This window comes from Bradyrhizobium sp. (assembly GCF_035484855.1).
Classification (GTDB): domain Bacteria; phylum Pseudomonadota; class Alphaproteobacteria; order Rhizobiales; family Xanthobacteraceae; genus Bradyrhizobium.
The window spans coordinates 1-11,277 of the sequence record NZ_DATHOP010000188.1 but is presented as its reverse complement, the minus strand read 5'-3'; the positions used below and the strand labels follow the sequence as shown (position 1 = coordinate 11,277).

The 11,277-nt window shown below is 61.4% G+C and carries 16 protein-coding genes; 8 read left to right on the top strand and 8 right to left on the bottom strand.

Features of this window, described 5'->3' with window-relative positions:
- Positions 1-27 precede the first annotated feature (27 nt).
- Both hisI and folE read right to left on the bottom strand, forming a co-directional pair.
- Positions 28-456: a phosphoribosyl-AMP cyclohydrolase gene (gene hisI / locus VK804_RS21360; RefSeq protein WP_414642824.1), complete on the bottom strand. Its 429-nt coding sequence runs from the start codon at positions 454-456 to the stop codon at positions 28-30.
- Positions 457-520: 64 nt separating this feature from the next.
- On the bottom strand, positions 521-1,249 hold the full coding sequence (folE, locus tag VK804_RS21355; RefSeq protein ID WP_325373923.1) for a GTP cyclohydrolase I FolE: 729 nt from the start codon (positions 1,247-1,249) through the stop codon (positions 521-523).
- A gap of 234 nt (positions 1,250-1,483) precedes the next feature.
- Here folE and VK804_RS21350 point away from each other — a divergent pair, with 234 nt between their 5' ends.
- Entirely contained in the window at positions 1,484-1,939 is a 456-nt protein-coding gene (locus VK804_RS21350) for an iron-sulfur cluster assembly scaffold protein (protein WP_325373921.1), read from the top strand.
- A 60-nt stretch (positions 1,940-1,999) separates the two neighbouring features.
- Here VK804_RS21350 and VK804_RS21345 read toward each other — a convergent pair whose 3' ends face one another.
- Together VK804_RS21345 and VK804_RS21340 are read right to left on the bottom strand one after the other, a co-directional pair.
- Positions 2,000-2,422, bottom strand: a complete 423-nt coding sequence (locus tag VK804_RS21345) for a helix-turn-helix transcriptional regulator (protein ID WP_325373919.1) — start codon at positions 2,420-2,422, stop codon at positions 2,000-2,002.
- A gap of 69 nt (positions 2,423-2,491) precedes the next feature.
- Positions 2,492-2,659, bottom strand: coding sequence for a hypothetical protein (locus VK804_RS21340; protein ID WP_325373917.1), 168 nt, complete (start codon positions 2,657-2,659; stop codon positions 2,492-2,494).
- A 385-nt stretch (positions 2,660-3,044) separates the two neighbouring features.
- On the opposite strand from VK804_RS21340, the gene VK804_RS21335 reads away from it, so the two are divergent.
- Entirely contained in the window at positions 3,045-3,623 is a 579-nt protein-coding gene (locus VK804_RS21335; protein ID WP_325373915.1) for a hypothetical protein, read from the top strand.
- Between the two features lie 62 nt (positions 3,624-3,685).
- Entirely contained in the window at positions 3,686-3,892 is a 207-nt protein-coding gene (locus VK804_RS21330) for a hypothetical protein (protein WP_325373913.1), read from the top strand.
- On the opposite strand, the gene VK804_RS21325 is transcribed toward VK804_RS21330, so the two are convergent.
- Positions 3,852-4,892, bottom strand: a complete 1,041-nt coding sequence (locus VK804_RS21325) for a LysR family transcriptional regulator (protein WP_325373911.1) — start codon at positions 4,890-4,892, stop codon at positions 3,852-3,854. The genes VK804_RS21330 and VK804_RS21325 overlap by 41 nt on opposite strands.
- Before the next feature lie 340 nt (positions 4,893-5,232).
- On the opposite strand from VK804_RS21325, the gene VK804_RS21320 reads away from it, so the two are divergent.
- Together VK804_RS21320 and VK804_RS21315 are read left to right on the top strand one after the other, a co-directional pair.
- A complete protein-coding gene (locus VK804_RS21320; protein WP_325373909.1) occupies positions 5,233-5,532 on the top strand; it encodes a BrnT family toxin in 300 nt (99 codons plus the stop codon).
- Positions 5,507-5,761 carry a BrnA antitoxin family protein gene (locus VK804_RS21315; RefSeq protein WP_325373907.1) on the top strand — a complete coding sequence of 85 codons (255 nt, stop codon included), beginning with the start codon at positions 5,507-5,509 and terminating at the stop codon, positions 5,759-5,761. The genes VK804_RS21320 and VK804_RS21315 overlap by 26 nt, the downstream gene beginning before the upstream one ends.
- Before the next feature lie 250 nt (positions 5,762-6,011).
- Here the strand turns inward: VK804_RS21315 and VK804_RS21310 are convergent, their stop codons facing one another.
- Both VK804_RS21310 and VK804_RS21305 read right to left on the bottom strand, forming a co-directional pair.
- Positions 6,012-6,884, bottom strand: a complete 873-nt coding sequence (locus tag VK804_RS21310) for a hypothetical protein (protein ID WP_325373905.1) — start codon at positions 6,882-6,884, stop codon at positions 6,012-6,014.
- 70 nt (positions 6,885-6,954) lie between these two features.
- The gene (locus VK804_RS21305; RefSeq protein WP_414642823.1) at positions 6,955-7,857 is read right to left on the bottom strand and encodes a hypothetical protein; all 903 of its coding nucleotides are present in this window, start codon (positions 7,855-7,857) and stop codon (positions 6,955-6,957) included.
- 253 nt (positions 7,858-8,110) lie between these two features.
- Between VK804_RS21305 and yidD the strand changes: the two genes are divergently transcribed.
- Entirely contained in the window at positions 8,111-8,452 is a 342-nt protein-coding gene (gene yidD / locus VK804_RS21300) for a membrane protein insertion efficiency factor YidD (RefSeq protein WP_325373902.1), read from the top strand.
- Between the two features lie 116 nt (positions 8,453-8,568).
- Positions 8,569-8,736: a hypothetical protein gene (locus tag VK804_RS21295; protein ID WP_325373900.1), complete on the top strand. Its 168-nt coding sequence runs from the start codon at positions 8,569-8,571 to the stop codon at positions 8,734-8,736.
- 116 nt (positions 8,737-8,852) lie between these two features.
- On the opposite strand, the gene VK804_RS21290 is transcribed toward VK804_RS21295, so the two are convergent.
- Positions 8,853-10,523 (bottom strand): hypothetical protein, encoded by a 1,671-nt coding sequence (locus tag VK804_RS21290; protein ID WP_325373898.1) that lies wholly within the window; start codon positions 10,521-10,523, stop codon positions 8,853-8,855.
- Positions 10,524-10,846: 323 nt separating this feature from the next.
- On the opposite strand from VK804_RS21290, the gene VK804_RS21285 reads away from it, so the two are divergent.
- Positions 10,847-11,277: ABC transporter substrate binding protein (locus VK804_RS21285; protein WP_325373896.1), on the top strand; the 431-nt coding region annotated here is incomplete at its 3' end.

Here is an 11,277-nt window from a genome sequence, read left to right as displayed (position 1 = left end):
TTCCCGGTGCGCCCTAAGGGGAACGCATCACTTTCGATAAACCGCCTTCGGGTCGAACACCTTGTCCGCGTCCACGAAGGATAGCCGCGCCCCGCCACTGGCCTCTTCGACCTTGCGGTAGAAACAGGAGCGGCGGCCGGTGTGACAGGCAGCACCTGCCTGCTCGACGCGAATCCAGATCGCATCCTGATCGCAATCGGTGCGCATCTCGACGACCCGTTGAACGTGGCCGGAGGTTTCGCCCTTGCGCCACAGCGATTTGCGGGAACGGCTGTAGTACCAAGCCTCGCCGGTCGCAATCGTCTTGCGAAGCGCCTCCTCGTTCATATGCGCGACCATCAGCACCTCCGACGTCGCAGCGTCGGTGGCAACACAGGTCACGAGACCGCTCGCGTCGAATTTGGGCCGGAACGACGGCCCTTCTTCGATGTCGTTGCTATCGGATGTCGTGGACACGGTTTTACGTCCTCGAAGCATTCGGGCGAGAACTCACGTCCGAGGACAGGTTTCGCTCAATGAATTAGCGGTGCGCCGCGCGCACCATGGAAAGGAAACGCGACTGCTCCGCCGGATTGTCGCGGAACATGCCGGTGTAACGGCTGGTGAAGGTCGTCGCGCCATGCTTGGCGACGCCGCGCACCGACATGCAGGTATGCTCGGCCTCGATCAGGACCGCGACGCCGCGGGGCTTGAGAATCTCGTCGATCGCAGCCGCAATCTGCGCGGTGAGATGTTCCTGGGTCTGCAGGCGGCGCGCGAAGATATCGGTGAGCCGCGCGAGCTTCGACAGCCCGACGACGCGCTCGACCGGCGTATAGGCGATATGCGCCCGGCCGTAGAACGGCATCATGTGATGCTCGCATTGCGAGGTGAATTCGATGTCGCGCACCAGCACGAAGTCGTCATAACCCGCGGTCTCGCCGAAGGTGCGATTGAGCGCTTCCGCCGGGCATTGGTGATAGCCCTGATAGAGCTCGTCGAAGGCCTCGACCACCCGGCGCGGGGTATCCAGAAGGCCCTCGCGCTCCGGATTCTCGCCGATATAGCCGAGCAAGGTCTCGACCGCTGCTTCGGCTTCCGCGCGCGACGGACGCGGCTGGTCGGCGCGCACGGCGGCGGCGAGAAATTCGGCGGGGTCGAGTTCGGCCGGACGTGCCTCGGCTGTCTTTGGATCGGAAGATTTTGCGGGATCGGAAGATTTTGCGTCGGAGCCCTTGCCAGGGCGGAGGGATTTGATCAATGCGTCCATGTCAACTCCGTTCGACCGGTCGTAATGACCGGAGTGTCACCGGCAGACGGGGCGGGTTTGCCGCCGGACGCCTGAGTCCGCCAATCCTAACACCACGGCGGCCGAATGGGTTCGATTTCAGTCCGGCTTTGGCGAATGGCCGGACTGTATTTCCGCCGTTGCCCCCCATATATAGGACTGTCACCCGCAGCCGCCAAGGGCGATTGCCGGGGCCTGCCCGAGACTTACCAGATCATGCTGAACGACATCTACAACAAGCGGATCATCGAATTGGCGGGGAATATCCCCCGGCTCGGCCGGCTTCCTGCCCCCGACGCCAGCGCCACCGCCCATTCCAAACTGTGCGGCTCGACCGTCAAGGTGGACCTCAGGATGGACGGGCCAGTCGTCACCGATTTCGGCCATGACGTGAAGGCTTGCGCGCTCGGCCAGGCCTCGTCCTCGATCATGGCGCGTCATGTGGTCGGCTCGACCGCAAGCGAGCTGCGCGAATTGCGCGAGACCGTTCGCAAGATGCTGAAGGAAAACGGCAGTCCCCCGCAAGGCAAATGGGCCGACATCGCGCTGCTCGAGCCGGTGCGCGACTACAAGGCGCGCCACGCCTCGACCATGCTGACCTTCGACGCCGTGGTCGACGCCATCGGCCAGATCGAGGCCAAGGCCAAACAGCCGGCATCGGCGCAGGGCTGAACGACTGCGCGACACCCTGCCATCACGTCTGGCAAGGCGGGGCGCCCGATAGTCCCGTGTTCATCTGCGCGTTCTCGGCGCCGCTCGCGCTGTCTTCGGTGTCGCTTTTGCTATCGCATCGACCAGGTCGACGAGGGAGTAGCGGATTTTGCGATGCGCGATGGCCCCGAACGCGGTCAGGAGCTTGAGCGTGTGGCGGTCGGGAATGAGCTTGGCCGGAGCGGTACCCGTTCTCTCGCCGGGAGATGTGACGGCATTGGCATCGAACAGGGCGCTGATCGGGATATCGAATATCCTGGCGATCTGAGGAAGCCGCCCGGCGCCGACCCGGTTCACGCCTTTTTCATACTTCTGTATCTGTTGGAACGAAACTCCGAGCCGGCCGGCGAGCTCGTTTTGCGTCATACCCGCGATCAGCCGATGAGCGCGGATGGATTCTCCGACCAGGATGTCCGCGGAATTCGGCAGCCGATTTTTTTTCATTGCAATTGCACTACCTTGGGAAGATGAATCGCACAGATTTCAAATTGCACGGCAACATAGGCTTCGATTTCATTTCGGTTGAGTCTGTGCCCAAAGCATCGCTTCGACGATCGCGTCGCGCAATTTCCGTCGCAGTACCTCGTCGCAATCGACAAACGCTAAAATCGAATTGGCGCGAACCGCGAAGCGGTCACGTTTTTCGGCATCGGCTTGGTCGCTTGGCACCGGCACTTTCAATTGCCCTCTTCGTCGCTAAACTCGACCGCACATATCTCGGCAATCCGAGGAATTCGGCCGCCGCGTTGTTCTCTTCATTGGAACACTACCTTTGGGAGATGATTCACGTGGTGCAATTCTAGATTTGTAATTCCCGGTTCCGTTCTGCTGTTTTGTAGATAGGGCGACGAGGCCCGGGGTCTCGATAACTCTCCGGCCGCGTGTAGTTCGTCGCGGATACCCGCGACAAATCCTGCAGCCGGATTGCCGGACACCGAGGGGTCTCCGGGACAGCGGCCCGGTCAGTTCAACGGTGGCGTAGAACGGCGGCACATTTTACCATCTTCCGCACCGCCGGCCGGATCGGCTCTACTTCATACTACGCTGGGTAGTGAGGAGCCGGGATATGCAGAATAACGTGCGTGCCATCGTCGCCAGCCACAATCAAATCCGCACGGAGATCGTGACGACATATGAGCAATTGCTGCATGCCTACGCCATCCGCAGCATCTGCTTCATGGAGGAGCACGGCGTCAAAGCACAGCAGACCTTCGACGGCAACGACTATCAGGCCACCCACGTGATCGTCTACGCCGGTGACGAACCAATCGGCGCTCTGCGCATTCGATGGTTCAAGGATTTCGCCAAGCTCGAGCGCACGGCCTTCCGCGAGGCCTATCGCAATACCCACGTGCTGAAGGCTTCCGCCTATTTCGTATTCGACCACGTCGCTCGCAAGGGATACGACAAGGTCATCACCCATGCGCAGCCGAAATATGCGCGGTTGTGGCGAATCATCCTCGGATTCAAGAATGCCGAAGGCAAGGCGCCGTTCTACTTCGACGGTCACCCAGAGCCGTACCTTGAACTCGTCAAGGAACTCACTCCTCCAGACAATGCAATCTCAGTAAGCACAGACACCGCCGTTATGTTCCGTACCGAGGGCTTCTGGGATGCTCCGTCGAGGTACGAGGCGGTTGCATAGTCAGCATCTGTATCGCCTGAGGATCTCTTGCGCTGTCATTAAAGCTCGCAACAATAAACAATATGAGCGCCACCGTGGACTTCTCGCGGAACTACATAAAGCAGGTGGTCGCGATCCACCAGGCGATGTTCGACAAGCTCCTATTCGACGAGGGAGCGGCCGTCAGCCTGGACCTGGCCGAGCTGTTCCGTGACGCCGGCAGGACTTACCTGAAAATTGCCGAACGGATCAACGAGACCTGTCTGTCGCAACAATCCCTGCAAGATTGAACATCTTCCTGAACCCGGTATCGTACACGCTCGGTGGATTGTTCAACCTGAACTCGTCGCCGAACCAAGGGTTGTTACCCAAGACTTCGCTAAGCCAGTCGAACGCCAGACGAACCGGGCGGGCGTTGAGGCGGTCGGTGAGCGCAATCAGGTAGAGAGGAACCGAAATCCTCAAGTCGATTTCCAGCGGCACGGCGGACGGCTCCAGGAGCGCGTAGCTGCCGAGCAACCCGATTCCCTGCCCGGCCTTGACCAGCATGCCGTAAGCGAAGGAATTGTCGCAGTAATGCGCGATGCGTCCGCGCGCCACGGCCCGCTGCCAACCGTCCCACAGCCCGGTTCTGGCGAGGTAAAATTCCGATTGCAAGAAGACATGCTGTTCAAGATTGTCGCGCGTCGGCAGGCCGTACTTCTGGATGTAGTCCTTGGCAACAACTGGGATGAAATGAACCTGCCCGAGCTTTCTGAACTGGATGCCGGACGACTCGGCCGGGCTGTAGCCGATCATCATGTCGGTCTGGTTTTCCCGCAGGCTCATGATGTTGATCGGCGTCTTCAGATGCATCTGTATCTTCGGATACCGGACAGAAAATTGATCGAGAGCGGGCGCAACAAAGAGCGCGTTCAGACCGTCCGTGATGCTGACGCGCACGATGCCCTCAGCCTCGCTGGTCTCCGCCTTCAAGTCGCTGGTAATCGAAAAGAGCGTGTGATCCAGCCGGCACAATGCTTGGGCCAGCGCCTCTCCCTTTTGCGTCAGCTTGACGCCACGGGCGGTTGCGATGAAAAGCTGCGAGCCGACCACGTCCTGAAGCCGCTTGACCTGCCGACTCACCGTCGGCTGGCTGGTGTTGGTGATCTCGGCGGCGCGGTTGAACGACTTGGTCTTGGCCACGGCGAGAAAGACCCGCAGTTCGCCCCAGAACTGTCCGCTCAGGAGGTTCTCGTCGTCGAGCGGGCTCCCGTTGAATGCTTGCTGTTCCCCGTCGAATGCATCCATGTTTTTTCGGCCAAGTTGAGGGCGTGATCGCCTGCAGCTTAACCGTGTTCCTGGGCCGGAGTCCACGCCCGAGCGGACCCCAAGAGGGTCGGTGCTGAGGTCTTGGCAGAAACCCCCCGAAGCGCATCCGTCCGAACGCAAAATGGTAAGGCCGCCTCTGTTGGCGGCCTTGCCTTAACGTCGCTGTACTCTCTTTGGGACGCTAAAGATTTCTCCGATTCACCAAAATCTAATTGGCGTTTTCAGTTCCATTTCGCGCTTGAGTTTGCTGCTTTTTGAGGATGGATTTGTATTGACAAATGCCTCTACAAACTTCAGATTGTTTTCCTAGGGGCAGGATATGGATTTTGCGGGTTTTGATTGGGATTCCGGCAACCGCAAGAAATGCCAAAAACACGGAGTCTCGATCGCTGAGATTGAAAGCTTGTTTGACCGGCCCGTTGTTGTCCTGCCCGACAAGGAGAATGCTCAGAGCGAGCGACGGTTTCGGGCAATAGGAATCACATCGAAGAAGCGAAATGCGTTCGTAGTGTTCACGGAGCGAGACCGTGGCAACGGCGTCCTGATACGGCCGATCAGCGCCCGCTACATGCATAAGAGAGAGGTGGAGAGCTATGAAAAAAACTATCCCGACGTTTAAGACAGACAAAGAAGCCGAAGACTTTGTAGCGACGGCAGACCTTAGCGACTACGATCTTTCCGGCGGCGAGGTGGTGCGTTTCGAGTTGAAACCCAAAGACAAATCGGTAAATCTCCGCTTGCCCGCGCAGCTCCTTAAAGCCGTGCAAGACCGGGCGAAACGTGTTGGCATGCCCTATCAGCGGTTTATTCGGATGGCGCTTGAACGCGCATTGCACGATCCGAAATAAAAATCCTCATCACGCGAATATGGCGCGGCCGCGAGGCGCGACCTGAGCCTGCGTCCCTGTTTCAACAACGTAGATGGGCAAAGCTTGGCCGTGTTCCCAGGCAATAACCGGCCGCAGCTTAACCGTGTTGCCCGGGCGGTCGACGCCATCAGCCAGATCGAAACAAAAGCCAAGCCGCCGGCATCGGCGCGGGGGCCGGGACGAAAATCAGGCGACCGCGTTGCTCGCAACGATGCTTACCCCGAGGCGGTCATTTTCCCCCGGCATCAGACTGCGCGAATTTTTGCCACAGCGAGCGCACGTCCTGCCGGTAGCCGGCCGTCACCGCTTCCACGAACGGGCGTCCGTCCAGGATCGCGTTCATCATGCGGGCAAAACCAGGCGCGTCGGAGTCATGAAGCCAGGTGACGAACATTCCAGCCTGTCGGTAGGCCATCACGATCTGATGTGACGGGGTTGCGCCAGCGGGCGCTCGCTCGAACGGCACTCCGGAAAGGTTCCAGAAGCTGCCGGTGTCATTGATCACGATGCGTTCGCCGCGTTCGATCGCGGCGCGGGCTTCCTGTTCGTCGACAAACTCCGCGCCCCCGCCGCCGGACACCATGACCGCCAGCCCTTCCTTGAACCAGTTTGGAACGTGGATCACGGCGCTCGTCGACATCCACCCTTGAAGATGCGCGTGGGATAATTCGTGCGTCAGAATCGCAGGAAGCCGGCGATGTTGCGGCCAGTTGAGCGCAGGCGACAGCACCACGCGACCGAACGCCGTAACGCCAACCACGCCCGCGACGCCAGAGGCATTTGCAGCCGCATACGCTTCCGGCGTCGCATAGACGCCCACGGTCACCGGATGAGCGAAGGGCCGGCCCTGCGCGGCCTCGATCCGGGCGATGGCCGCCGGAAGCAAAGCCGAGACATCCTGCGCGTAGTCTTCGGCGCCAGGCTCAAAATGAACCAGGCTGTTCCCGGCAAGGGCCGGCAAGCGATCCGGCATGTTCCAGTAGGCTGAGGCGATGTGGCGCGCCGCCGGAAATGCAGCGGCCGTGCCTGCGGCGACGGTGATCAATGCCAGCGGAACGGCGACCAGGATCATCCAGACGATACGATGGCGCATGGTGCACATGCTCCGGCAGTTTCAGGAGACCTTACGGCTAGCACGCCGCACGCGGAGCGACCACTGCGCGATTTGGTCGCTACTTCGCCGGTCCGGTCGCCGCAATACCGCCGGTCGGAGCCAGCGCTTCGGCCGTCTTGGTCGCTTTTGCCGGTTGCGGAGTGGCCTCGGTCTCGACCGCCGTGCTGACGAAGCGGTCCTGCAGCGGCTTGGCCGCAAGGGCTGCCATCGGTACGTCGGAGCTGCCCGGCTGCTGCAGCACGTCGGCAACCGCCTTGGTGGTCGCGAGATTGGTCAGCCGCAATTCTTCCCGCGACAATTCGTGCAGGTCTTCCCAAGGCGGCACGTTGAGCGCGAGCGACAGCAAGTCGCCCGCCCCGCCCATGTCGAAGGTGTATTTGGCGAGCCTGCCGATGTCGCGCTCCACGATCATCATGTCCTGCGCGGTATAGCTGGCGGCCTTGGCGTCGTCGGCGCGGTCGCCCATCCAGATCTGATGCACCCGGACATGCGCGGCTTCGGGCACGTAACGCGTCTTGCCCGACAGCAGCAGGAACACGCACATCGATTCACAATAGGCCTCCGGCACCACGCTGGCGCGGTCGCCCCGCGCCGTATGGGTTTCGACGGTGATGCCGACGGTGGTCAGCGCGCCGAGCGCCCGCCAGCGCCGCCCGAGCGCGATCGAGTCGTTGACCGAACCGCCGCTGGAATCCAGCACGATGGTGGCGCCGGCGAGATCGCGCCCGCGCGCGAATTCATCGAAATCCCCGGGGCTGTCGGCTGTCACGATGCCGACCGCCGAAACCCAGCCGCGGCAATTCGGCTCGCAGGCGACCCAGCTGAACCGCATCGGCAATTTGCGCTCTTCGAGGGTCGTGCCGGCATGCGCCGAACCGGGCGCGGCCACGGCGGCGGGCAAAGCGGCAAACAAGGCGGCGGCGCCGAGCAGCGCCCAGCCGCGAAATTTAGGCGACCTCATCAGCCTCAATCTGGTTCCTTCCCCAAAACCCCAAGAGAGCAGTGGCAACGGCCCCAATTCAACGCCACATGATTCTGTCATGCAGACGTTATGAAAAAGGTAACCGTGGGAATCCTTATCGTCCATAGCAGCTTTGCTGCGCTGCCACCTGAAACACCCTATATTCCTCAAACTGTGGCACAATTACTGACGGTTAGAGGTTCCATGCCCTGGAACCGCGCAGATCGGCGCACATGATTGCAGCATGCCGCCCATGAAGCACGCATCATCCTGTCCCGATTGCGCCGGCGCGGTGCTGCGGCTGCCGCGCAATGCCGGGCGCGCCTTGATCTGGATCTACCGGCATACCCTATCGCCGCTGGTCGGCTACAACTGCCGGCACTTGCCGACCTGTTCGGTCTATGGCGACGAGGCGATCGCGCGGTTCGGGTTGTGGGGCGGCGGCTGGATGACGCTGGCGCGGCTGTTGCGCTGCCAGCCCTGGGGCACCTCGGGGATCGACCATGTGCCGCTGACGCGACCGCCGGGCGCACGATGGTATTTGCCGTGGCGGTTCGGGCGCTGGCGCGGCGTCAACGCGCCGGTTGCCGACTGAATTGCGCTGATCCAATTCTGCTGCACCGCTTCCAAGCCGAAGGCGCATTGCTGCCGTGCCGGGAACCACGGCCTCGCGGCGACATTGATTTGATGCCTTCCAGGGAGGGCCGAACAATGCGCTGGAAAATCAGCCATGGGGGACACGATCCCCGACAGATCGACCTGCTCGCCGCCCTTGCGCTGGTCATCGTGATCATCGCCGCCTTCAGATTCGTCGAAGGCAACCCCGATCAGCCGAGCCCATCCGCCCTCATCGTCCCGAGCCAAAGCGTTCGCTGGTGAGGTTCTTGTCTGGGACGTCCGTGGCATCGGCACGCAGCCAAATTCGAATCGGTGCGAGCTTGTCGAACGCCAGATAGTTGGCCGCAAGCTCCTCGTATCCGGTCGTGACACCGACGTCAGGCCAGCGCGGCAACGCCCATGGCCCGCCCGTAGCGGCGACCGCATTCAAGAAAATCGCCGTACTTCCTGTGCGCGGCGGTATGCTGCACGCACGCAAGCAGCAGCCGGTCGCGGTCGAAACCGCGGTTCTTCGCGTAGTCCTCGAGCAGGCACTGGGCGATCTCCTGGTTGTGCGGGTCGTTGCCGAGGCGGCAGGCGGTCAGCGCCAACTGTTGCACCAGCGTTTGGCGGTCGCCGCTATCAGCAAGATACGCCCTGGCCCAGGCGACGGCCCGGGGTCCATCGAGTGCGACGATGGCGGCGAGCGTACGCTCCAGCAGTTGCAGCTCGCTCATTCGCTCGGCGCCGGCGGGAAGCTCGGCCACCGAGGTTCGTCCATCACCGATATTCTTTTGATGCCAGGCGTTGCGGTTGAGGAATGAGGCGGCCGAGTACAAAAGCTTCAGGCGTTGCGGATGCTCGAAGGAATCGTAGAACCAGCCGAGCGTGTTGCAGTATTCGTAGCAGTGTTGCGACATGGAGAAGTTGAGGTTGTCCTGGGTCTCGAGCAGCACCTGCGCGGCGCCGATCTGCAGGACGTCGAGGATCTGGCGCGGCCCCTTGCCCGCGAGCAGCAGGGCGCTCAACTGCTCGAGATAGGCCGGCTCGTGCTGACGCAACACGACTTCGAGGAATGCCTCCGCCTCGATCGCGGTCAGGGCTTCCGAATTTGCAAGCAATGCCAATTCCCCGGCCGTGGTGCCCGCGTAGGGGATGGCAGAGATTTTCTGCTGTTCGAGGTAGTGGGTCACGCAGTTGCACGCCATCTCGTAGGTCGAATACCAGCGCGGACCGACGGCGATATCCAGCGCGCCTGCATAGAGCACCGCGTGCGCGTCGTCCCAGCCGATGGCCGTTCCCAGTTCGACGGTCGCGCGCGCCCGATAGGATTTGTGGCCGGTGGTATAGGAACGGTTGAGGAAGGCGCGGTCCTGCAAATCGATCAGGCCGGCGAACACCAGCTCGGCGAGCACCGCTTTGCGCTCCGGCTTGTTCTGCATCAGTCCGAGAAAGACGCGATAGGCTTCAAGCACGCGGCCGCGATGCACCAGCGTCATCCAATGGTCGAGGCGGTCGCGCAACGGCCCGTCGAGACGCTCCGGCTCCTGGTCCGGCCAGTGTACGACGGGCTTCGGCGGTGCGCTGTTCTGGGGCGCCATGCCACGGGCGTAGTGGCCGGGTGCCTTGTTGATCTTCTGGTTCCAGATGTCGAGACCGGTCGGAATGTACCAAATGGTCTGCGCCATCGGTAGTCCGGCCATCTCTGCAGGCAGCCACTTCGACAGGTGCAACGTGGCACGGGCACTTAAAAGGCAATGGTCGTTGTTGACAAAGTTGACGAAGCCGTTGTCGATCCGCTCGTGGTAGGGAACGTGCGTGTAGGGCCCGTGAATGCGCACGGCCTCGCGCAACATCTCGGGGAGCGGCCGACCGTCACGCACCAGATCGTAGTAGCATTCACTGGCGCCGACTTGATCGCGAGCAAGGATGCGATCCTCAAGCTTTTCGTACCGAGCACGAGACGCGCCCTGGTCATTCACAGCTTCGGCAAGCGACATTGCAATCACTCCCTGCTCGAAAATCCCTGACATCCGGTTCGCCAGAGGACGGACTTCGCCAAACTCCATGATGTCACATCGGGAAAGGAAATGGGATAGCGCTCAGGCATATCTGTCGTTGCCCGTTTGCCGGGGCTTTGACCCTCGGACCTGACGATGGCGTGCGCCGATGTCCGAAGTTGGGTGCTTGGCCCGCGCCGACGAGGTGATCGAATGACGTTCGCTGACTTCCGTGATGTCCGTTCGTGGGGGTAAAGCAGACCTCGCAAGTGGACGGTTCGACTTCCGAAAATGACCCGAACCGACATAAGCCGGCGTATTTTGGTGCAATGCACAGGCGCCCTCGTCGCGCTATCGTGTGCTAGATTGTGGACCTCGTCCGAGGCCACCTTATGCGACGGCGCGAATTCATTACCCTGCTTGGCGGCGCAGCGGTTGCATCGCCGCTTTCGGCGCGTGCGCAGCAGCCTGACCGAATACGCCGCGTCGGCGTTCTCATGGGTTTAGCCGAAGACGATCCTGACTCGAAGGCGCGTCTGGGGGCATTCCGGCAGGGACTGGAGAAGCTCGGTTGGTCCGAGGGCCGCAATATCCACCTTGATGTTCGCTTTGTACTCCCTGCCGATGAGCAGCTAGCACAGATGCTGGCGAAGGAGCTACTCGCGGTTAGTCCCGATGTGGCCGTGGCGCAGACCACAGCACTTACTGCCGCTTTCCGACGAGAGAGCCGAAATGTTCCGATTGTCTTCATCGCTGTTGGCGACCCGATCGGCGCGGACTTCATCGCCAACCTGGCGCGGCCGGGCAGCAATCTTACAGGCCT

Coding starts and splice junctions, on each gene's coding strand:
- folE (WP_325373923.1), bottom strand. CDS start 1,249: ATGGACGCATTGATCAAATCCCTCCGCCCTGGCAAGGGCTCCGACGCA.
- VK804_RS21350 (WP_325373921.1), top strand. CDS start 1,484: ATGCTGAACGACATCTACAACAAGCGGATCATCGAATTGGCGGGGAAT.
- VK804_RS21345 (WP_325373919.1), bottom strand. CDS start 2,422: ATGAAAAAAAATCGGCTGCCGAATTCCGCGGACATCCTGGTCGGAGAA.
- VK804_RS21335 (WP_325373915.1), top strand. CDS start 3,045: ATGCAGAATAACGTGCGTGCCATCGTCGCCAGCCACAATCAAATCCGC.
- VK804_RS21330 (WP_325373913.1), top strand. CDS start 3,686: ATGAGCGCCACCGTGGACTTCTCGCGGAACTACATAAAGCAGGTGGTC.
- VK804_RS21325 (WP_325373911.1), bottom strand. CDS start 4,892: ATGGATGCATTCGACGGGGAACAGCAAGCATTCAACGGGAGCCCGCTC.
- VK804_RS21320 (WP_325373909.1), top strand. CDS start 5,233: ATGGATTTTGCGGGTTTTGATTGGGATTCCGGCAACCGCAAGAAATGC.
- VK804_RS21315 (WP_325373907.1), top strand. CDS start 5,507: ATGAAAAAAACTATCCCGACGTTTAAGACAGACAAAGAAGCCGAAGAC.
- VK804_RS21310 (WP_325373905.1), bottom strand. CDS start 6,884: ATGTGCACCATGCGCCATCGTATCGTCTGGATGATCCTGGTCGCCGTT.
- VK804_RS21305 (WP_414642823.1), bottom strand. CDS start 7,857: ATGAGGTCGCCTAAATTTCGCGGCTGGGCGCTGCTCGGCGCCGCCGCC.
- yidD (WP_325373902.1), top strand. CDS start 8,111: ATGAAGCACGCATCATCCTGTCCCGATTGCGCCGGCGCGGTGCTGCGG.
- VK804_RS21295 (WP_325373900.1), top strand. CDS start 8,569: ATGCGCTGGAAAATCAGCCATGGGGGACACGATCCCCGACAGATCGAC.
- VK804_RS21290 (WP_325373898.1), bottom strand. CDS start 10,523: ATGGAGTTTGGCGAAGTCCGTCCTCTGGCGAACCGGATGTCAGGGATT.